Origin of the sequence: Kurthia sibirica, assembly GCF_003143975.1 — a bacterium.
Lineage (GTDB): Bacteria > Bacillota > Bacilli > Bacillales_A > Planococcaceae > Kurthia > Kurthia sibirica.
Map to the genome: position 1 here is coordinate 34,920 of NZ_QFVR01000009.1, position 20,991 is coordinate 55,910.

The 20,991-nt window shown below is 34.2% G+C and carries 20 protein-coding genes and 1 other annotated feature; of the genes, 15 read left to right on the forward strand and 5 right to left on the reverse strand.

All coding sequences use genetic code 11. From position 1 onward, the window contains the following. The first annotated feature begins 8 nt into the window (after positions 1-8). The 6 genes from DEX24_RS08370 (at position 9) to DEX24_RS08390 (ending at position 6,834) form a co-directional block, all read left to right on the forward strand. Entirely contained in the window at positions 9-1,058 is a 1,050-nt protein-coding gene (locus tag DEX24_RS08370; protein WP_109305975.1) for a DUF58 domain-containing protein, read from the forward strand. Further along, positions 1,058-3,259, forward strand: a complete 2,202-nt coding sequence (locus tag DEX24_RS08375; protein ID WP_109305976.1) for a transglutaminase-like domain-containing protein — start codon at positions 1,058-1,060, stop codon at positions 3,257-3,259. Before DEX24_RS08370 ends, DEX24_RS08375 begins: the two co-directional genes overlap by 1 nt. 125 nt (positions 3,260-3,384) lie before the next feature. Next, positions 3,385-3,522, forward strand: a complete 138-nt coding sequence (locus tag DEX24_RS17175) for a hypothetical protein (protein WP_170112889.1) — start codon at positions 3,385-3,387, stop codon at positions 3,520-3,522. A gap of 272 nt (positions 3,523-3,794) precedes the next feature. Then, positions 3,795-4,622: a helix-turn-helix transcriptional regulator gene (locus DEX24_RS08380; protein ID WP_109305977.1), complete on the forward strand. Its 828-nt coding sequence runs from the start codon at positions 3,795-3,797 to the stop codon at positions 4,620-4,622. Positions 4,623-4,690: 68 nt separating this feature from the next. Further along, complete coding sequence (locus tag DEX24_RS08385; protein WP_170112890.1) at positions 4,691-5,707, forward strand: NAD(P)/FAD-dependent oxidoreductase; 1,017 nt, start codon at positions 4,691-4,693, stop codon at positions 5,705-5,707. A gap of 539 nt (positions 5,708-6,246) precedes the next feature. Further along, positions 6,247-6,834: a helix-turn-helix domain-containing protein gene (locus tag DEX24_RS08390; protein ID WP_109305978.1), complete on the forward strand. Its 588-nt coding sequence runs from the start codon at positions 6,247-6,249 to the stop codon at positions 6,832-6,834. A 337-nt stretch (positions 6,835-7,171) separates the two neighbouring features. Here DEX24_RS08390 and DEX24_RS08395 read toward each other — a convergent pair whose 3' ends face one another. Then, on the reverse strand, positions 7,172-8,536 hold the full coding sequence (locus DEX24_RS08395; protein ID WP_186819633.1) for an MATE family efflux transporter: 1,365 nt from the start codon (positions 8,534-8,536) through the stop codon (positions 7,172-7,174). 142 nt (positions 8,537-8,678) lie between these two features. Between DEX24_RS08395 and DEX24_RS08400 the strand changes: the two genes are divergently transcribed. From DEX24_RS08400 to DEX24_RS08410, 3 genes are all read left to right on the forward strand, one after another. Then, entirely contained in the window at positions 8,679-9,506 is an 828-nt protein-coding gene (locus tag DEX24_RS08400) for a MerR family transcriptional regulator (RefSeq protein WP_109305979.1), read from the forward strand. A gap of 176 nt (positions 9,507-9,682) precedes the next feature. Continuing rightward, positions 9,683-11,155 (forward strand): helix-turn-helix domain-containing protein, encoded by a 1,473-nt coding sequence (locus tag DEX24_RS08405; protein WP_109305980.1) that lies wholly within the window; start codon positions 9,683-9,685, stop codon positions 11,153-11,155. 139 nt (positions 11,156-11,294) lie between these two features. Further along, entirely contained in the window at positions 11,295-12,014 is a 720-nt protein-coding gene (locus DEX24_RS08410; protein WP_170112891.1) for an alpha/beta hydrolase, read from the forward strand. Positions 12,015-12,502: 488 nt separating this feature from the next. On the opposite strand, the gene DEX24_RS08415 is transcribed toward DEX24_RS08410, so the two are convergent. Both DEX24_RS08415 and DEX24_RS17685 read right to left on the reverse strand, forming a co-directional pair. Continuing rightward, positions 12,503-12,634: a 3-hydroxyacyl-CoA dehydrogenase NAD-binding domain-containing protein gene (locus DEX24_RS08415; protein WP_109305982.1), complete on the reverse strand. Its 132-nt coding sequence runs from the start codon at positions 12,632-12,634 to the stop codon at positions 12,503-12,505. A gap of 234 nt (positions 12,635-12,868) precedes the next feature. Beyond that, positions 12,869-13,003 carry a hypothetical protein gene (locus DEX24_RS17685; protein ID WP_281288213.1) on the reverse strand — a complete coding sequence of 45 codons (135 nt, stop codon included), beginning with the start codon at positions 13,001-13,003 and terminating at the stop codon, positions 12,869-12,871. Positions 13,004-13,788: 785 nt separating this feature from the next. On the opposite strand from DEX24_RS17685, the gene DEX24_RS08425 reads away from it, so the two are divergent. From DEX24_RS08425 to DEX24_RS08440, 4 genes are all read left to right on the forward strand, one after another. Further along, a complete protein-coding gene (locus DEX24_RS08425) occupies positions 13,789-14,781 on the forward strand; it encodes an ABC transporter ATP-binding protein (RefSeq protein WP_109305984.1) in 993 nt (330 codons plus the stop codon). Position 14,782: 1 nt separating this feature from the next. After that, on the forward strand, positions 14,783-15,580 hold the full coding sequence (locus tag DEX24_RS08430) for an ABC transporter permease (RefSeq protein WP_109305985.1): 798 nt from the start codon (positions 14,783-14,785) through the stop codon (positions 15,578-15,580). Between the two features lie 4 nt (positions 15,581-15,584). Further along, complete coding sequence (locus DEX24_RS08435) at positions 15,585-16,379, forward strand: ABC transporter permease (RefSeq protein ID WP_170112892.1); 795 nt, start codon at positions 15,585-15,587, stop codon at positions 16,377-16,379. 192 nt (positions 16,380-16,571) lie between these two features. Next, the gene (locus DEX24_RS08440) at positions 16,572-16,787 is read left to right on the forward strand and encodes a tyrosine-type recombinase/integrase (RefSeq protein WP_246131571.1); all 216 of its coding nucleotides are present in this window, start codon (positions 16,572-16,574) and stop codon (positions 16,785-16,787) included. Positions 16,788-17,172: 385 nt separating this feature from the next. Here the strand turns inward: DEX24_RS08440 and DEX24_RS08445 are convergent, their stop codons facing one another. Together DEX24_RS08445 and proC are read right to left on the reverse strand one after the other, a co-directional pair. Beyond that, positions 17,173-17,709 (reverse strand): helix-turn-helix domain-containing protein, encoded by a 537-nt coding sequence (locus DEX24_RS08445; protein ID WP_109305988.1) that lies wholly within the window; start codon positions 17,707-17,709, stop codon positions 17,173-17,175. A gap of 379 nt (positions 17,710-18,088) precedes the next feature. Next, positions 18,089-18,901: a pyrroline-5-carboxylate reductase gene (gene proC, locus DEX24_RS08450; RefSeq protein WP_109305989.1), complete on the reverse strand. Its 813-nt coding sequence runs from the start codon at positions 18,899-18,901 to the stop codon at positions 18,089-18,091. Between the two features lie 51 nt (positions 18,902-18,952). Then, positions 18,953-19,169: a binding site (T-box leader), on the reverse strand. 140 nt (positions 19,170-19,309) lie between these two features. Between proC and DEX24_RS08455 the strand changes: the two genes are divergently transcribed. After that, positions 19,310-20,257 carry an MBL fold metallo-hydrolase gene (locus tag DEX24_RS08455; RefSeq protein WP_109305990.1) on the forward strand — a complete coding sequence of 316 codons (948 nt, stop codon included), beginning with the start codon at positions 19,310-19,312 and terminating at the stop codon, positions 20,255-20,257. Next, positions 20,244-20,978, forward strand: coding sequence for an SDR family NAD(P)-dependent oxidoreductase (locus DEX24_RS08460; RefSeq protein ID WP_109306071.1), 735 nt, complete (start codon positions 20,244-20,246; stop codon positions 20,976-20,978). The genes DEX24_RS08455 and DEX24_RS08460 overlap by 14 nt, the downstream gene beginning before the upstream one ends. Positions 20,979-20,991: the final 13 nt, after the last annotated feature.

The following is a 20,991-nucleotide window of genomic DNA, read 5'->3' on the forward strand; positions in this document are numbered from 1 at the left end:
GTAATTGGATGAAAAAAATAAGGATTCTCTTACTATTATTAATTGCGACCGTATTCGTTAGTAATTCAATCTTCTTTTGGTTAATTTTTATTTGGCTATTCTTTGCTTTTACAAATTATTTAAAACTTAAATCAATTAAAAAAAGATTAAGCTTTCATTTAGATCTTAATAGAACAGAAGTTGAGAGAGGAAATCCTTTTAAAATTGAAGTGAAATTACATAATGATTCTCTTTTTCCAATTAGTAATGGGCAAATGCAATTAACTGTTTTTAATGAGCATTCGAAATCAGAAGTTTTGATCAATTGGCCAATTGAAATAGCAGCGAAAAGTGAAAAAGTTATTCAATTTCCTCATGTATTTGAAGAAATCGGCGCTTGTACGATTACATTGGAGCAGTTTGAAGAAATCGGCTTTTTTCAAAAAAAATATGCGATTAATGATGAACAAATCGTCTTTGTTTTACCTAAAACATATGAAATAGCAGATGTTTTCCAACAACAACTGTTGAATCATACAAGCGAAACGACTGAGAAATATCAAGTTTCTATTAAAAATAAGGAAGAACGCTTTGGTATTCGTCCCTATGTTAAAGGTGATCGAATCAATCAAATCCACTGGAAATTATCTTCTAAAGTTGATGAACTTGTCATAGTAGAAAGTCATGAACAAATTCAATCGGATGTTGTTGCCTATTTGAAAATGGAAGAAGCAACGCCAATGCAACAAACCTTACTAATAGAAGTCTATTTATCTGTATTGCTAGTATTACAGCAAAAAGGGATACGAAGTCATTTTTGGATGAATGATCAGAATCATTTCATTGAACATATGACGATTAAGCAGATAACGTATGACATTTTACAAGGAGCTACATTAGGGGTTCCTAATGAAGTACCAAAAAATGCGATCATTATTAGCAATGATCAACAATTAAATCAGTTATATAGCCAAGCGCATCACATTGTCTTACAAGAGAGACGAGTACATGCCTGGGCGATTACAGAAAGTCATCTGGAAGAAGATTTAAAAGTATTAGGGAAAGAGGTGCGTTATTAATGTCAGCGGTCCGAAAAATCATTAATGACCAGAAAAGATGGCTTCTTTTATACATCATTTGGTCCAATGCAATCCTCTTTTGTTTTATGCAGTCATTACTTGCTATGTTACTCAATACAAGTATGATTCTATGTGGTATTTTCATTCAAAAATGGCGCATTAGAAAGTATTTCTACATGCTATTAATAGGATTGATCGCGATAAGCAGTTATTGGATGCTGCAAATGTTTTTTTCAATTTGGAATACCTTTAGTGTAGAAATTACACGTCTATATAGATGGAAACTACCGCTTATGGAGCCAGCAATAGAGTCATTAGTACTGTTTACATTATTTATTTTAAGCCTACATTTATTGCTATTAACATGGAATAAAAGGTGGCTTACTCTAGTGATAACAGGGGTGGCAATCCTCCTTTTTATTATTTTACAAAAAGAGCAATTTGTAAGTGCTTTATTAATAATCATGACACAATTTTCCCTTTACTATAGTTGGAAAAGCTCATTAAATAGTAATTGGAAGATTCTGTTGCAAAGAGGTATTCCATTAGTGCTATTGTTTTCACTGCTGTATCTAGTTGAAAAACAATGGGGAAATCCACTGCAATTTATGCCACAGAAGGTCAACGAAATCGTACATGATAAGCGCTTTAATGTAAATGATGCAACAACTTTTGAAGAGGGACAAGTACAAAAAGTTGAAAAGCTTTCACAATCTGAGGCTATTGCTTTGACTGTACGAATGGAGCAACCTCAAGCGATGTATTTAAAAGGTTTTATCGGAAGTTCATTTAATCGCAATGAGTGGAGAGCTCTTTCAAATGAAAAGGCTCTGGCGGTAGATTCCTATTTTTATTGGTTGGAAAAAGGCCGTTTCACAAGTAATACCATGCTAAGCCAGTTACAGAAAGCACAAGGGAAAGTAGAACAATCGAATGTCGTCATTCATCTAGACCATGCAATGACTAAGTATGCTTATGTACCTTATGAATTGAATTCTTTTCAAAAATCTACCAATTTAAATTTAGATGGTTTGACATACAATGAAAAATTATTTAGTAAGAAGGACTATACATATGGCATTCAGACAGGAAGTTTACAAAACTACGCATTAAGTGCAGCGAAGTTAAAAGAAAAGAATAAGGAAATAGAATCTTATTTAAAATTAGAAGGAAATTACCGTAAAGTTGTTTATGAAAACTATCTTGATGTATCGAAAGAAAATGAAGAAGTAGTAGCAGATGATTTTCTTCATAAGAAAGATCTATCTTATGAAGAAGCGATTGAATATGTACAAAAAAAATTAGACGAAAAAATGACGTATAAAAAGGCTGTAGAACTCAAAGAGGATGATGTAGTCTCTGCCATTTGGCAAACAGAGAGAAGCGGCTTTAGTACGCATTATGCGACAATTGGTACTTTGGCATTTCGAATGATGGGGATACCAGCAAGATATGTTGAAGGATATCTCGTAACGCCTCAATTAGTAGAAGAAAAGAAAGCATATGAAGAAATAAAAGTGCGAGAAAAAAATGCACATGCTTGGACGGAAATTTACATCGATCAAATTGGTTGGGTGCCGATTGAAGTAACGACACCATTTATTCAAATAATGCCTAAAATTAAAGTGGCGTATACACCAGAAAGTGAAGCAGGACATAGTACAAGCCAATCAAATGACGCACAAAGTAATATGGCGTCAGCTAGCAATCATAAAACGCAAATCGAAGAACGACCAGAGATACTTTCACCACAACCTAAAAAGGAAAAAGAAACAATCAAATGGCAAGTTGTATCGATTATTCTACTGCTGTTCATTGTTCTCGTAATAGGCGTAATTCTTCTATTGAAATTAAGAAAAAGAAGAAAAGTCATTCGTTTATTATGGCAGCAAGTGACAAGTGAAAATGAAAAAGAAAGTATCGTAGCATCGATTCAGTTGGTTCATTATTGGTTTGAAAATATAATGGGGATTAATTGTATGAATCAGCCATTACACGAACAATTAAATCAATTAAATGGTGAATTAAGTGAAGAAACTTTAAAACTTTATGAGGAATCGTTTATCGCCTATCAAGCATTACGGTATGGTGGGATAGCTACGAAGAAAACAACATTAGTTGAAGAAGTGAAAAAAGAAGTAATCGACTCTAAGAAATGGTTGCAAAAAGTAACTTTAAAATGGTGGAAGGGTTATTATTAACTGATTAAAAAAGGTCGTCATTTAGGAAGGGGACTGATCTGATCCCTTCAGATTAGAGAAAACAACAAAGCATCTTCAAAGAATTCGGGTATAGATACCTATTATTTTTTGGAGGTGTATTTTTTATGAGCATACGTATAAGTTACCCATACGAAGTTAAAATGAAAGCTGTTCAGATGAAATTCGCTGGTGTTCCAACCAAGCAAATTTTAACAGCATTAAATAGTCAAAATAGCACACAAGTTGAAACGTGGACATGCTAGTATAAAAATGGTGAGCTAGAACGATTTAAACAATCTGTAAGCAAACAATCTAGTTATGGAAAAGGATCTAATCACCTTTCAGCTATACAAAAATCAGAACTTGAGAAGCGATTTTTAAAACAATAAATTTAGGTGTTAAAAGAGCGCTATAGCGGGGTTTTTAAATAATTAAGCGTATATAAATAAAAAAATTATTGAGAATTTTTATCAATTAGCTTGAAATTGATAATCATTATCATTTATAATCATGATAAGAACATGGAGGTTTTGATATGGATACCACAATGATTGATATTACTTCTTACTTTGCTAACGCATCAATTTCATTATCGAATATTTTTACTGATGAGGCTTCAGTGCAAGCAACATTTACACATATACATACACAATCGAGTGCGTTAATTTTCCCGTTGGAAGGTAATGCTTGGATTCACGCAGGTCAAGAACGTTTTTTTATGACACCAGGCCGCATTTTACACATTAGTAAAGAGCATATGCTTCATCTGGAAAATTGTGGTAATGGCGATTTTAAATACGCTGTTGTACAATATACGATTGATGAACAAGTGAGTACTGAAAAAGTGTATCATCGGACTTTTTTATTGAGAATATCAGATAGCAATTTATATCGTCAGCCGATTGATCAGTTAATCGCAGTACAAGCATTACCAGGGGCAATGGCAGCTTTAAATCGTCGTGCATTATTTTACCAACTTTTGCAATATTGTGTGGAAGGCGCTCGAGATCAACAGCTACAAGCAACGGTAGAAACGATGGATTTAATTATTAAATATATCCAAGAGAATTATACAGATAAAATAAATGTTACAAAGATTGCGCATAAATATAATCTTGAAAGACGCAGATTGGCGTATCTATTTGAAAAACATACAGGTTTATCACCTAACACATATATTACAGAATACCGTATTTCAAAAGCAAAAATACTATTAGAACGAGCAGAGCTATCGATTGCAGAAGTAGCGGAGCGCGTTGGTTATGATGACTGTTTTTATTTCAGTCGTGTCTTTAAAAAACAAACAGGTCAATCACCATCAATTTATAGGAGAAAACAACAAATAAGTTGGGCAAATAACTAAAAAAGTGTTATTATAGTGATAATGATTATCATTGTCAAAACTGAAACTGGCAGACTGGAGCGATTTAAATGCATGATCTATATGATGTAACGATTATTGGTGGAGGAGCAGCAGGTTTATATTCCTCTTTTTATAGTGGACTTCGAGGGATGAAAACGAAAATAATAGAATACCAATCCTCTTTAGGTGGTAAGGTACAATTATTCCCCGAAAAGAAAATTTGGGATATTGGTGGTCAACCACCTATTACTGGTGACGCCTTCATCAAACAATTAATTGCACAGGCATTAACATTTAATCCAACGGTTGAATTGAATACAAAGGTAGTACAATTGGAAGAACGAGCAGATGGTATTTTTGATATTCACACGAATACAGGATCACATTATAGTAAAACCGTTATTTTTGCAGTTGGTGGTGGTATTATTAATCCACAGAAACTGTCGGTTGATGGTGTACCAAAAGCAGATTTGAAAAACCTACATTATGTCGTACGTAGTTTTGAACAATTCCGAGACCAACATGTTGTTGTATCGGGTGGTGGTAATACGGCAATCGATTGGGCAAACGAGTTAAAAGGCATCGCGAAAGAGATTCATGTCGTTTACCGAGGAGAAGAATTGAGTGCACATGAATCACAGGTTACATTTTTAAAAGACCATGCACATGTGCAACTAAATACAACGATTCATCGTGTTATTGCAAATGATGAGACAAGAGCCATTGAAAAAATAGTATTACAAAATACAATAGATCAAAGTGAAACAGAAGTCGCCGTTGACCATTTAATTGTAAGTCACGGCTTTGATATGGACCAATCAATTGATTTTAAATTATCTAAGGAATTAGGACGTGTCAATGACTTTTATGTTGAAACGACTGCACAAACAGTGACAGCTATTCCAGGGTTATTTGCAGCAGGTGATATCGCAAGTTATAGCGGTAAAGTTAATTTGTTAGTAGGATGCTTTCAAGATGCTGTTAATGCTGTCAATATGGCGAAATTGCATATTGAACCACAAGCAAATAAAACAGCAATGGTGAGTTCTCACAATGAACGAGTACAAAAAACCTATGCATTATAACATTTAAAAACATGCTTGATTAAGGGCGTATCGCATATAATTTAGATGCGGTCATTTCACTTAGGCACTTTGGATGAAGAGCCTGAGACAAACGTATTTTCAACAAAGAAAATCCCGTATGATTTTTCGAAATCATACGGGATTATTCATTTTAAGTCATTTCCGCTTTGAAAAACACTTTCCGCGGACATGTTTTCAAACGCCTCGTCACTGCGTCCCTGTGAGGTTTTCAGATCATGCTATTCCTGCAGGAGTCATTTTTTGGGTTCTATTATATATGTTGGGGTATTAAAACAATTCATGTTTTAGACAATTAGAAATAGCGAAAGCTTTCCGCCGACAAGTATCGCACTTTTTATTTTCACCGTAGGTGAAAATAAAGGATTGCTTACTACTTGTTTTTCGGCAGGAGTCTTCGCCATTTCTTTTAATCATGATAAACATACCTAAAAATAGACAGAAAAAAGCACAGGTTCACCAAATCTTCTATACTTAAAATACTGAATAATAAGTAAAGGCAGAAAGGTGAGCTGTGCTATATGAAGTCTATCATGAATATCCCAGGATTAAAAGATATTTTAGTCACCAAAATGGAAGAAATTGAGGGTAAGTATGCTCTTTTTATAGAAATGCCGAAGCATTCACCTATTTGTCCAGCTTGTCAGTCAATTACTTCGAAAGTACAGGATGATCGAATACAAAAAATGAACCATTTAAAATGGTTTGAACGACTTACGGTTTTATATTATAAGCGTCGACGCTATGTCTGTTCTTGTGGAAAACGTTTTTCAAAAGAATGGCATCAAGCGATTCAAATGCTATGCGTTAAATCACCTACATTCCAATCAGTTGCTGAGAAAATGGGGACATCTAGTTCAACTGTTATTCGTCGTTTTGATCAAGTCGCAGAACAACAATTAGTGTTAGGTGTCACGCTACCAAAAGCAATCGCAATTGATGCATATAAAGGAGATACAAATGCAGGTAAATTCCAACTAATCATTGCCAATGCAGAAACACATGAACCGATTGCTATCTTGCCAAATCGTCGAAAAGATACGATAAAACAGTACTTACAAAGGTTCGGTGATCAAGTAGAAATCGTTGTAATGGATAGGAATCAATGAAACGAAACGCATATGGTTATAAACGATTTGATCGATTGAGAGCGAAGATTTTACTAACATTAAAGTATAAAGAAGTTGGTTTACATTTGGGCTAAATGAAAAAGGTGAATGAAATTGAAAATCCAATTTCATTCACCCCAACATTTGACACAGAGTCGTTTTTTGCGCGTTCAATTGATTTGATGATTCATATTTGAGCTAAATAGAAAAATATAATTTTACTCATAACTAGATCTACTATAAAATTACCTGTCGTTTTTCAAATATTGTCAGTGCAAATAGCATCATATAAAAAAACTGTAGTACCAGTGGATACTACAGTTCATCAATAAGTAGCCTATTCTTTGGGAATGGGATGAAGCCTTGGGTTTTTAATGATTAATATGATTAAACCCATAGCCGTTAAACCTTCTGCAATTGGAAAGGCAAGCCAAATGAGCTCTGAATTCCCGAATTTTGGTAATACATAAAGTAAGGGCATAAAGAGGAGAATGCTACGTGTTAACACTATCCAAGTCGAAAAACGAATGCGTTTGATTGCTTGGAAGTACTCGGCAATCACCAGGTTAAAACCTAAAAATAAATAACCGACAAAAAATAATGTAATTCCTTTTGTCGTATAGTTAATTACCGCTTCATCTTGAATACCAAATAACATAAGAATAAGTGATTTACCGAATAGCCCAACGATAAACAACATGACGCCAATACCGATGGCTGTTAAGATGCCAAGCTTTAAGAAAATACGAAGTCGATCATAGAGCTTGGCCCCAAAATGATAGCTCACAATTGGTTGAAGAGATGCACCAACTGCGATGAAAATCATTAGAAATACAGCGTGTAGATAATTGATGATGGCGTAAGAAGTCACCCCAATAGTACCAGCAAAAAATAAAAAGGTAATATTATATGCCACAACGGTCAGGGCAAAACTCATTTCGACAACGTAACTTGGTAAGCCAATTTGTAAAATGGATAGCATGCTTTTAACATGGAAATCTGGTTTTGCCCACTTTAAATGGCTGTTAGGTCGTTTGAAGTGTAGTAGTAATACAGCAAGGCCAACTACTGTTGATAGAGCAGTAGCATAGGCTGCTCCTGTAACACCCCATTGCCAAACGAAGATAAAGAAATAGTTTAATATGATATTCAATATAGCAGTAATACCAAGACCCGTCATCGCAAGTTTTGGATTACCGTCATTACGTATAAAAATACTTATTATATTTTCCAATACATAAACGAAGCCAAATAATAAAATGACAAATAAATAGTCACGGACATAAGGGTAGGTGATGGCGCTAGCGCCAAATAAATAGGCAATTTCTTTGAGTTTCCATAAACCGATGATTATGAATACACCAACAATGATACTTGTTAAAATAACAGAACGAGTAAAAATGGATTGAGCTTCCTTCTTTTTCCCTTCTCCTAATGCAATAGAGAATAGTGTTGCACCACCCATGCCAATCCAGAGTGATACTGCTAATAAGATAGAGAAAATAGGTGTGGCAATGTTTATACCAGCTAATGCATCTTCCCCGACACCATGACTGACAAATATACCATCGACTAATATATTGCTCGCCATTAATAACATGCCAAGCAACGAAGGAATTAAATAAGAAATAAAAAGTTTTCTAGGGTTTGTTTTTTGCAGTTTGAATGACATTTCATCAAGCTGCTTCGTAGTTGTTGCCATCATAATTCGTCCTTTCTACTAGTGAATACTACTTATCGTAAACTATATGGTTACCAGACAGTCAAGACTTTTTTTTATAGTTTTAAAAAAAATGAAAATAGTTTAGAATATGGATTACAATGAGTTATGAAGGGGTGTTGCTATGCAAGAAAATCTAAAAGGTTTTTTTACAACAGGTGAATTTGCACGTTTGTGTCATGTAAAAAAACAAACGCTATTTCATTACGATGATATTGGTCTATTAAAACCTGAAATAAGAAAAAAAAATGGATATCGTTACTACTCATACCAACAATTTTATGTCTTCGGTGTAATCGAGTTATTGAAGGAATTTGATATGCCCTTAAAAGAAATTAAAGTATTTATGACAAATAAATCACCACAACAACTGATAGAATTATTCGAAGATAAAAAGCGGCAAATACGCGATAAAATGGCGCATTTACAGCAGCTTGAACGCATAATAGATACGCAACTTGCGTTTACTCAGTATGGGATTGATACCGATTTTACAACTATATCTATCGTAGAAGAATACGAAGAACGATTCTTTTTGAGTCCCTCGGTAGAACACGCAAATGATAAGGAATTTGTTGGCGCAGTATCAGAATTTTTAGAAGAATTATTTGCGAAAAAAATAGATATTGGTTACCCGATTGGGGCAATTTTAAGCTATGAAAATAGGCTGGCAAAACAGTATGAAAACTATCGTTTTTTATACACAAAAATAGCACCAACAAAATTAGTAATACCACAACATATTAGGCCGGCAGGACAATATATTGTGGGTTTCCATATTGGGCCAGAGCATTTAAAAGGAGAAAGTTATGAAAAAATTACGAACTTTAGTATGCAGCATAATATGCGCTTAGTTGGTGATTCTTATGAGGAATACGTTTTTGAAGAAGCTGCAGTAGCTACAATAGATAATTATGTTACACAAATAAAAATACGTATTGAATATATATAAACTAAACGTCCATTTCAAAGCCAATTGACTACTATCCTTGGCGGAGAATGGATGTTTTTGTTTTCTAATTATTCAATATGGGTATACATATTCGTAATTAAATACTTTTACATAATAGAAAATACCTCATAATAAAAAGGAATGTAAGGCGTGTTTGTAAAGAATGGAGTGTTCCAATGTATAAATTATTAGAAAAGGACGAACGTATTTGTTTAGAAATCCTTTATTATTTTTCGAAGCATAAAAAACAAAATACAATTGCGCTAAAGGAAATCTCCAGTGATCTAGGGTATGATTCGCGTCGACTCATTAATCATTTAGAAAAATTAGTTGAGGATATTGAGGAGTATGATTGGCATAAGGAAATAGGGTTGGTCATACAAAATGATCTATTGCATATTGAAATACGTGATACATTTGCTGTCGATTTTTTTGAAAGTGAGTATTTGTTAAATAGTGTATTATTTAAATTATGTATGGATTTATATCTAAATACATTTACAAATTTAAGTGAGTTTGCGCAAAGAAATTTCATCTCAACATCAACAATTTATCGTAGAGTCAAAAAGTTAAAACAAATATTAGCAGATTTTGATATTGAACTACATTTATTGGCACCGCAGTACTTCATAGGAAAAGAGTATCAAATTAGATACTTTTTTTATTCATTAATTTCAACAGCCTATTATTATAATTCTGAACAAACAAATGACTATATTTCTATGAAGCGGACGGAAATATTTGATCGTTTTCTACAATACTGCCCGCAGTTTCCTTATGCAAGTGAAGTGAAACTACGCATATTATTAGATATAACAGTCGATCGTATTCAGAGAGGGTTTATCGTTGAAAAAGAGAGCATTGCCTTTTCACTAACATCTACACTGTATCCATATGAGCCATTGTATCAATTTTTCAAGCCAATATGTTATGAGAATGAGCGTGCAATAATAAATGAAGCGACCTTTTTTCATTTCATTTTAAATGTTGTTAATATTTATTCGATCAATGAATTGACAGTGGAACAATTGAGTGAAGCGTTACCAACAAATGAAAAATCCGAAAAAGTGGATGCTGTTATCATGCAATTTACCGAATTTTTTAATTGCCCCTTATCTAATTTAGAACATAATTACATCGAGCGGAATTTATACTATATAATGAAGCGTTCTGCCATCATTCGTGGCAGTGAGCATATTGAAAGTTTACAGTTCAATTTGACAACGGTAGCTGAAGCACATCCATATGTTTCAGAGTTGTTATACCAATTTTTTGAATATCTAGAAAAAGAATTGGCGATTGTTTTACGGGAGGATTTAAAATTGCAAATGTTTCTCGTATTTCGAGAAGTTATATGGAAAATACGTTCCCCAATTAAAATTTGTATGTTGAGTAAAATTAGTAGTTCGCAACAATATTATTTACGAGAAAAATTGATTACCGAATTAAAGTTACCAATTGAATTAGTTTCAAAAATTGATGATAGTACTGAAATTGTCATAGCAGACTATTCAATTCAAGCATTTTATGATGAAACGATTGATTTTTACTTCATCCCCTCATTTCCAGATGCCGAAGAATGGCTTAATTTAATTCAGTCGATTCAAGATAACTATCACGCGCTTATAAAACTACGGATTGACGAATAGGAGAATATGATCTATGTTCGATAACATAAAAAAACAATTGCTTGGGCTAAGTAGAATTAGTTCTCGTATAAGAAATATAAGGCTTTTCATTAACTACAAACAAAAAACAATCCGTTATGGGGAGGTTACTTTGCAGTCTATGACGATCTATTCCCCTCGACAGGCTAGGACCAAAAAAAGACCGGTGATTTTATATGCGCATGGTGGGAATTGGAATGCTGGTGATAAAACGAATGTTACGGAAAAACCAAAACTATTTACTAGTTTAGGCTATACGTTTGTATCGATGAATTATAGATTAGCACCGCAGGCGAGCTATGTACAAATGGCAGAAGATATTGCACTTGCAACAACTTGGTTATATGAGCATGCCGAAACAGAGCATTTTGATATGGATGATTTTCATCTGATGGGTCATTCGGCTGGCGGCCATCTCATGACATTGATTGCCACAAAACGTCAGTTTTTTGAAGAGAAGGGCTTATCGCATAGTATGATTCGTTCAGTTACGAACATCGAAGGACCCCTTGATATTACGGCATTAATGAAGAGAGTAAAAGGGCATCGTGATGTTTTTACGGAGGATCGCTCGTTATGGCGTGAAGCTTCACCTATTACATATGCTCATCAACACGCCTTACCACCGCTATTCATAATCGCTCATAAAGAGGAGCTAGATGCACCCTATTTAACTATTGCGAAGGCGGCTGGCAATAAAGTGAAGTTTTTTGAGGCTCAGACAACCTCTCATCGCAATTTAACAAAATTTATTGGTAGTGCTAAAACGCCAGAAGCAAAAGATTTGACGACTGCGATTATTAAGTTTCTTGCAAACTATTCGAAGTATTCAAATGAATGAAAACAAATAAAAAATATCTTCAAAACTAAGATAGTAAATAGCTAGTAGTTTGAAGATACAAATTAAATATACCCCTTGTATTAAAAAAACTTCATATAATATAGGTATTTAAAAGATGATGATGAGTATAAAAAAGCTAAAATCCTCTCTGAGTTACATACGCTCTTGGTCGATTATTTCCCCACTATAACTAGACAAGAAAATAATGGACATTAAAAAAAGTGGTTCTACGTCAACTAGTGGCGTGATTTGGATTTTTCACAGCACGCCACTTTTTCTATTTATTCGTTTCGGACGAATGCTTTCCGGCAAGAGCCCTCGCCCTTTACTACACAAATCATTCACCCTACACGCAACGCCATTTTTTTGTTCCTTCCTATTCAATCACATCTTCGCTCGAAAATGAGCAAAGCACTGTAGAGGCTTTATTTTTTGAATCCGATTATCAGGTAGGTTAGTTGTTTTATTTAACGCCCACAGAATGTAAATTACAGCCCATATAATTTTTGTTCATCAATATCAATTAAAATCACATTAATTTTATGCTGGGCCAATGCTTGTGCGAGTCCAATTCCCATGACACCAGCCCGGATAACTCCAATATTTCTAAATAAATCCATATATATCACTTGTTTCCAACATTATGTGTAAATTAAATCAGATAAAAGAATAAACATCAATAAGAATATTTTGATTTCATGAAATAGTTTTAAAACTTTGACAGCTAAACTAACACAATTAATGGTTAGCTATTTTTCTTCTATATTTTTAAGATACAAAGATGGGTCTCTTTTATATCGATATCTTTTCACATGTTCATCTCTTCTTTCCAGCTTTCATTTTCTTCGCAATGTTTATATATCTGTGTCATCTATTGCATCTTCGGCAAATACAATATGCTCACCATGTCTCATAATGTAACGATTCCACGAACGTAAAACCGGTAATTCTTCGATGTCTACGTTTAATTCTACGAAAAACCAATTCAAGATCATTGTTTGTCCTTGGTAAAATTAGCTGTTCATGACATGCAAATAATCCTTTCCATAATCCATTACTATATCGCATTAAATTATCGACAAACTGTGCATCTTCTTCTTTTATTAACTTTTTTCAAAATCCAATCTTTTTCTAACAGTGAGACTTGCCTTACGTGTTGAAGGCTCTAAAATAGTGTCAATGCGTCTAATTCGGGTGTTTTAACCACACTACCTGTTGATAATCTTCCTTAAAACCATCTATATTACTGATTATTCTGGATAGTTTTTCAAATAGTGCATGGGCCCCTTTTCAGGCAATTTTCAATAGATTATTAAATTGGTTTTGTCTGTTCATAAACCTTACTTTCTGGTAAATCAAATGGTGTATTCTAGTAAAACCGAACGTATTTCCGCAGTATATGCTAGAATAGTTTCTGATTCTAGACTATCTTCTTCTAAAGCCCTTTTCTCAATCTCACGTATTACACGTAGTTTCTTTTTTCTGTTCATCTTTAGCTTTCGATCTTCATCTACAACTGGTTTGGCGATGTCTTTTAAATAGTTAAATTGACAGTACTGATAAGATTTTTTGGGTGATAATGTTTCAATCACAAGGCGAATTGATTTCTGGCTATCACTGACAAAACCTAGAATTAGAGAACCAAATTCTAAGACAGCTTAGTGAATTCCTTTAATTATTTAATAATTAAAGTTCAAAAAACAGTATTTTCAAAAAATTCTTGCAAAGTATAAATTCTTATAATATGCTGAATAAAATACATTTGGAGGAATTTATGAATATAATTGTAAGGGATTTAAAAAAACATTATAAAGTAAAAAAAAGAGAAGTCGGTTTAAAGAAAATAAAGCAATTGTTAAAACCCGAATATAGCACTATTGACGCTGTTAAAGGGATTGATTTACAAATTAATGAAGGTGAAATGGTTGGATTCATTGGACCAAATGGTGCTGGTAAATCAACTACTATAAAAATGTTGACAGGAATTCTTGCACCTTCATCCGGAGATATATTTGTGGGAGGTCTAAATCCTGCGAAAGACAGAAAAAAATTATCATATAATATCGGTACTGTTTTTGGGCAAAAATCCCAGCTATGGTTCCACTTACCTCCAATTGATACCTTTAAACTGTTTTCAAAAATTTATGAGGTGGACAATTTTGAATTTAAAAAACAATTATCTTTACTTGTCGATATACTTCAATTGGAACCATTTATGCATAAACCAGCACGCCAATTAAGCTTAGGGCAGAGAATGAAGTGTGAAATTGCAGCATCGTTACTACATAACCCTAAATTAATTTTTTTGGATGAACCAACAATTGGTTTAGATGTTGTTGCTAAAAGACAAATTAGAACGGCACTTACTGAGATGAATAAAAGGGAAAATACCACTGTAATTCTTACAAGCCACGATGCAGGGGATATAGAGGCTATCTGTGAAAGGGTAGTAATTATTAACGAGGGTTCTCTAATTTTAGATAATCCAATAAAAAGTTTAAGTGGGTATTTGCAAAATAACAAATTACTTAAATTTAAAACTGCCCATGATATTTCAAAGTTAAAAATGACAGCTGGTATTGAAATAGTATCAATAGAAAATGAGACAGTTAATTTGAAAGTTCCTGATAATAATGATTTTTTATCAAAGATTATAGTCAATTTAATTAATGATTATGAGATAGAGGACATTAGTATTACAGAGCCTTCTTTAGAAGAAGTTATCCATTCAATATATACTGAAAAAAGCTTGAGGGGGTCAGTATAAATTGATTATAAAAACAATAGATAAATATTCAATGGTTATGGGAGTAAGTATAAAAAATACACTAGTTTACTCTAAGGAAATTTTATATAGAACTTCTTTTATGATTTTGCTTTTATTTATCTTTATACAGTTATGGACTAGTGCGTACGGAGATGAAGCATCTATTGCGGGATATACTCTATCACAAACCATATGGTATTTAGTGGTCACAGAAACAATACTATTAAGTAAGATTGCTATGGGAAATCAAATCTCTGGGGAGGTAATAAGTGGATCATTGGCCTATACTTTAGGAAAACCCTACCACTATATGGTGTATAACTTTTTTTCGGGATTAGGAGATAGTTTCATTCGGTTGTTTATAAATTTTATTGTGGGTAGTGTACTAGTATTTATTATAATTGGTCCTATATCTTTTAAAGTATCAACTATAGTACCAATAATGTTAGTTGTTCTTTTAGCATTAATATTAGATTACTTAATAATAGGTATGATTGCTTTAATGGCTTTTTTTATGGAGGACGTTTCAAGTTTGTTTTTTATTTATTCAAAAATGTTATTCATCTTAGGTGGATTATTAATCCCGATAGATTTTTTTCCAGGATGGTTACAGAACATAGCTACGACTTTACCCTTTAATTTAATTTTATTTGCTCCTGCTAGTTTATTTGTGAATTTTTCAATCTCAGCATTTTTGAATATATTATATCAACAACTATTTTGGATATTAATTTTCAGCTTAATATTAGAGACTATTTATAGAATAGGGCAAAAAAAATTAACTTCTAATGGAGGATAACGTTATGCAAGGATTTAAACAAGAATTAAATTTTTTAACTCATGTTTGGAAGTTGAATTTTTTATCGGCTATGGAATATAGAGTGAACTTTATAATTCAAATTGTAATGATGATTCTGAATAATGCTTTATATTTTATTTTTTGGATAATATTTTTCGAAACATTTACCGCAGTAAATGGTTGGGACCTTTCCAATATGCTTTTACTTTTTTCTATAGTAACAACAGGTGCTGGTATTGCGTTTATTTTTTTCGGAAATGCTACACGATTATCAAGTTTAATTGAAGATGGACAGATGGATTACTATATTACATTACCGAAAAATCCTTTATTTTATTCTATTTCATCTAGAACTTCTATATCAGCTGTAGGGGATGTTATATTTGGAGTTTTTATTTTTTTCTTCTTAATTGAATTTAATGCACACAAGTTAATTTTATGGGTTATTTGTTCAATTTTAGTAGCGGCCATCTTAACTGCATATGTTTCCATATTAGGTACAATGGCATTCTGGACAGGTAGAGCACAAGTTTTATCTGAGCAAGGGATTAATGCGATAATGACTTTTGCAATGTATCCTAGTTCAATTTTTAACGGTTATACACGTCTTATTTTGTTCACAGTAATACCAGCTGGATTTATTTCAGAAGTTCCAGTTTCATTACTTAATGAGCCTAATCTTATCAGTTTAAGTATTCTTTGCGTGTTTACTGTGATAATCTGCAGTTTTTCATACTGGTTGTTTGGAAGAGGACTTAAAAATTATGAATCTGGTAATCTTCTAAATATAAATATGTGATAAAAAATTATAAAAGTAGATAGGCTACACTTATTTGGACAGAAATTATAAGGTTTTAGAGGGCGCTTTATATGGAGCAATGTACATGGTCGCCTTTCTTGACTAATGCAGCTTAATATAGCTGGGATTTCTGTCATAAGAAGTCGTGAGAGAAGCTTCTTATCAAGCGAATTCTTTGCCCTATAAGCTTTGGTGCACCCTCATAAAATTTCAAAACGTTCTATTCAATTACTAGTTACGAAATATACAGCTGCATTCAATGGTAACACAGGGATAAGTCCTCAAAAATTGCGTCACAGCTGCGCAACTGACTATATAAAAAACGATGGAAATATCATTACATTGCGAGATCAGCTAGGCCATAGCGATATAAAAACAACTAGGCGTTTTCTTAGTAATGCTATATAAAATGTAATGGCCTTACTTAGTTTCTCCCTCTTTGTGATGAGTACAGCTTTCCATCCGATTCGATGCATGCTCTATTAACATTCATGGCGCACAACTCGCCTTTCATCCTCTTTTCTCAGCAATTCACGTATACATGACTCGGTGGCGTGGCACTTTTTTGCGTTATATACCACAAGTTCACGTCTCCTGTGGAAAGCGTCGAGCAGAGATGGTATTGTTTGAAAACTCGGCTCTGTGTCAAATGTTGGGGTGAATGAAATTGGATTTTCAATTTCATTCACCTTTTTCATTTAGCCCAGATGTAAACCAACTTCTTTATACTTTAATGTTAGTAAAATCTTCGCTCTCAATCGATCAAATCGTTTATAACCATATGCGTTTCGTTTCATTGCTTCCTATCCATTACAACGATTTCTACTTGATCACCGAACCTTTGCAAGTACTGTTTTATCGTATCTTTTCGACGATTTGGCAAGATAGCAATCGGTTCATGTGTTTCTGCATTGGCAATGATTAGTTGGAATTTACCTGCATTTGTATCTCCTTTATATGCATCAATTGCGATTGCTTTTGGTAGCGTGACACCTAACACTAATTGTTGTTCTGCGACTTGATCAAAACGACGAATAACAGTTGAACTAGCTGTCTCCATTTTCTCAGCAACTGATTGGAATGTAGGTGATTTAACGCATAGCATTTGAATTGCTTGATGCCATTCTTTTGAAAAGCGTTGATCACGTTCAATAAAAGAAATTTTTTCTGAAAAACGTTTTCCACAAGAACAGACATAGCGTCGACACTTATAATATAAAACCGTAAGTCGTTCAAACCATTTTAAATGATTCATTTTTTGTATGCGATCATCCTGTACTTTCGAAGTAAGTGACTGACAAGTTGGACAAATATGTGAACGCTTCGGCATTTCTATAAAAAGAGCATACTTGCCCTCAATTTCTTCAACTTTTGTGATTAAAAGAAATGGCGAGGACTCCTGCCGAAAAACAAGTAACGCACTATTTCTAATTGTCTAAAACATGAATTGTTTCGATACCCAATATAGATAATAGAACCGAAAACTCCCGACAAATAGTATAGAATCAAAAAAGATGACTTTGGTAGCTTACCAAAGTCATCTGATCTTAGCCACATTAAATGGCTATCTCGTTTTTTATTAGCCTGCGCCCAAAATAGGGTTCAGTGCAGAACCATTTTCCAACGAAAGATCTTTTTAGTTGTGTTAATTTTTTAGGTCAGTAATGTTCAGTTAACTGAATATTACTGACCTCTTTTTGTCTGGTTGATTAGCACTGATCATTAGCCAATTCACGTGAACGCTTTGTTGCTTCATCGATACAAGCAGCAATCGTTTCCTTGAAATGATGATTTTCAAGTGCATTAATACCAGCAGCTGTAGTTCCGCCCGGACTTGTAACGCGACGGCGTAGTTCCTGTGGTTCTGCATCAGACTGCTTCAACATTTCAGCAGCGCCAGCAATCGTTTGAATTGCCAATGCACGCACGGTTGATTGTTCAAGCCCATGTTTAACGGCAGCAGCTTCAAATGCTTCGACTAAATAATATAGATAGGCAGGACCGCTACCAGATAATGCTGTAATGGCATGAAGTTCTTCTTCTTTTACTTCAAAAACAATACCGATTGCTTCCAACAATGTTTTAAAAGTAACTTTCATATCATTTGTCATTTCATCACTAAATGCAATGCCGCTTGCACTCATGCCAATCGTTGCTGATGTATTAGGCATAACGCGTGCCACAGGCCGTTTACCAAGAACGGATTGAATGCTATCAATGCTGACACCTGCAACGACGGATAACACGATTGTCTGTTGACCGAGAAGGGGGGCAATATCGACCATCGCTTTAGCGATATCCTTTGGTTTCATTGCTAATATAACACAATCTGCTCGCGTTAAAATATCGCGACTGTTCACAACCACCTGTACACCAAATTGCTGTGCAAGTTCATCAAGTTTCTTTTTATTTGTTTTGTTCATAACATAAATTGATTGGGGGGCTACGATACCTTCTTTTACCCAGCCTTGAATCATTGCTTCAGCCATCGAGCCAGCTCCTGCAAATACAATTGTTTGCATAGTTGTCGCCTCCTATAAATAGTATAATAAAAAAGCATTTTCATCCTTAATAAAAAGGACGAAAATGCTTATATTCCGCGGTACCACCTTGATTTATTCTAATGACATTAGAATACTCTTTAGCCTCTTTAACGCAAAGGGGACGGTTCTGTTTTCAGAACTGTTCAGAAGTAGGTTCTAGTTAATATTACCATGTGATTTTCAGCCGGTGATCACATTTTCTGTTGGTAAGCGATTATACTGTACTATTCTTCATCAACACATTAGTATATTAAAGTGATTATAAAACGAATTAGTTAAGTTGTCAATATTGATAGTGAAGAAGCATTTTACAGGTGACGACTTGATAAATTAGATGTACAATAGAATGAATATTCATTCATTCGACGAAGTGGAGGCATTATATACATGATCAAAAAGATAGAAACACCAACACCATTTGCAGTTGGCACAGTTAATTGCCACCTGATCAAAAAAGATGCTTTATCTATTATTGATGTGGGAACTAAAACACCTGAAGCATTAGAAGCAATTACAGCAGGACTCAAAGAAGAAGGCTATACAGTGGATGACATTGAACAAGTCATCTTGACACATCATCATCCGGATCATATTGGTTGGACGGACGCTTTTCCAAATGCCAAAATTTTAGGCCATGTTTATAATGATGCGTGGTTGCGTCGTGATGAAGAATTTATCGGTTCGCATTATGATTTTTATATGAATTTATTAATAGAAGAAGGTGTGCCAGAAAAATTTATGGATTGGCCAAAACGAATGACAAGACGTCCTGATATGATGGGTACAAGGCCATTAACACATATTTTAAAAGATGGCGATGAAGTGCCGGGTCATCCAGGGCTTTTTGCTATTGAAACATTGGGCCATGCCCAATCACATCTAGCCTACTGGGATGAAGAACAGCACGCATTATTTGGGGGCGATTTACTCATCAGTCACACCTCATCAAATCCATTAATCGAACCGCCTCTAAATCCAACACAAAAACGTTCAAAATCGTTGTTACAATACAATGCCTCATTAAAGAAAATACGATCATTACCAGTGGAAATCGTACATAGTGGGCACGGTAAACCAATTATTCAAGCGCATGAACTAATCAATGAGCGCCTTGAAAAACAACATCGACGTGCATTAAAAGTACTTCAATTCATACAACAGGAAGGACCTTTTACTGTGTATGAACTGTCATCACTTATTTTTCCGGCAAAATATCAAAAAGAGCTAGGACTTACTTTGTCCCATACAGTTGGTCAATTAGATTATTTAATGAGCCTAGGTTATGTAACAGAAAGTTCAAATGATCGAGGTATTTTATATTATGGAGCCAAATAAAAGTGTTTTTATTACAGGTGCTACATCTGGGGTTGGATGGGGATTAGCAACAGCATTACTAGCCAAAAACTATGTCGTCTATGCAACAGGGCGCAATGAGGAGCAATTAGACAAGCTGAGTGAAATGGGCGCTATTTGTATAACTGCTTCGCTGACAACAGCACATGGAATCGCGCATATTGTAGAACAACTACCGACTGTTGATATTGCTATTTTTAATGCAGGTACAGGAATATTTGATTATGCGGAACACATTACAGACCAGCAAATCGATGAGATGTTGACGCTTAATATTGCTGCACAAATGAAACTAACAAAATATTTACTGCCAAAAATAAACAGTCAACTAATTTATATTGGCTCGCAAGCGGGAAAGGTTGCTACACCAAAAGCAAGTGTATATGCAGCGACAAAACACGCGCTGATTGGTTATACGAATGCACTACGTCTAGAACAGCGTCAAAAGATTATTACCGTCATTCATCCAGGACCAATTGATACACCCTTTATAGATCATGCAGATGCGACAAAGGGTTATCGACAAGCGATGGGATCGCTGCTATTGACACCCGAGCAAGTGGTAAATGCTACAATTCGCACGATTGGTAAAAACAAACGTCAAGTGAATATACCTTGGTATATGGGGATTTCATCAAAATTATATGCCATTGCACCCGCTACTGTAGAAAAAATAGGTCAATCATTTTTTAATAAAAAATAACCAAGCATCCTAG

Coding starts and splice junctions, on each gene's coding strand:
- DEX24_RS08375 (WP_109305976.1), top strand. CDS start 1,058: ATGTCAGCGGTCCGAAAAATCATTAATGACCAGAAAAGATGGCTTCTT.
- DEX24_RS08400 (WP_109305979.1), top strand. CDS start 8,679: ATGCAAGAAAATCTAAAAGGTTTTTTTACAACAGGTGAATTTGCACGT.
- DEX24_RS08415 (WP_109305982.1), bottom strand. CDS start 12,634: ATGGATTTATTTAGAAATATTGGAGTTATCCGGGCTGGTGTCATGGGA.
- DEX24_RS08370 (WP_109305975.1), top strand. CDS start 9: ATGAAAAAAATAAGGATTCTCTTACTATTATTAATTGCGACCGTATTC.
- DEX24_RS08425 (WP_109305984.1), top strand. CDS start 13,789: ATGAATATAATTGTAAGGGATTTAAAAAAACATTATAAAGTAAAAAAA.
- DEX24_RS08395 (WP_186819633.1), bottom strand. CDS start 8,536: ATGGCAACAACTACGAAGCAGCTTGATGAAATGTCATTCAAACTGCAA.
- DEX24_RS08435 (WP_170112892.1), top strand. CDS start 15,585: ATGCAAGGATTTAAACAAGAATTAAATTTTTTAACTCATGTTTGGAAG.
- DEX24_RS17175 (WP_170112889.1), top strand. CDS start 3,385: ATGAGCATACGTATAAGTTACCCATACGAAGTTAAAATGAAAGCTGTT.
- DEX24_RS08380 (WP_109305977.1), top strand. CDS start 3,795: ATGGATACCACAATGATTGATATTACTTCTTACTTTGCTAACGCATCA.
- DEX24_RS08405 (WP_109305980.1), top strand. CDS start 9,683: ATGTATAAATTATTAGAAAAGGACGAACGTATTTGTTTAGAAATCCTT.
- DEX24_RS08445 (WP_109305988.1), bottom strand. CDS start 17,709: ATGCCGAAGCGTTCACATATTTGTCCAACTTGTCAGTCACTTACTTCG.
- DEX24_RS08460 (WP_109306071.1), top strand. CDS start 20,244: ATGGAGCCAAATAAAAGTGTTTTTATTACAGGTGCTACATCTGGGGTT.
- DEX24_RS08410 (WP_170112891.1), top strand. CDS start 11,295: ATGACGATCTATTCCCCTCGACAGGCTAGGACCAAAAAAAGACCGGTG.
- proC (WP_109305989.1), bottom strand. CDS start 18,901: ATGCAAACAATTGTATTTGCAGGAGCTGGCTCGATGGCTGAAGCAATG.
- DEX24_RS08390 (WP_109305978.1), top strand. CDS start 6,247: ATGAAGTCTATCATGAATATCCCAGGATTAAAAGATATTTTAGTCACC.
- DEX24_RS08455 (WP_109305990.1), top strand. CDS start 19,310: ATGATCAAAAAGATAGAAACACCAACACCATTTGCAGTTGGCACAGTT.
- DEX24_RS08385 (WP_170112890.1), top strand. CDS start 4,691: ATGCATGATCTATATGATGTAACGATTATTGGTGGAGGAGCAGCAGGT.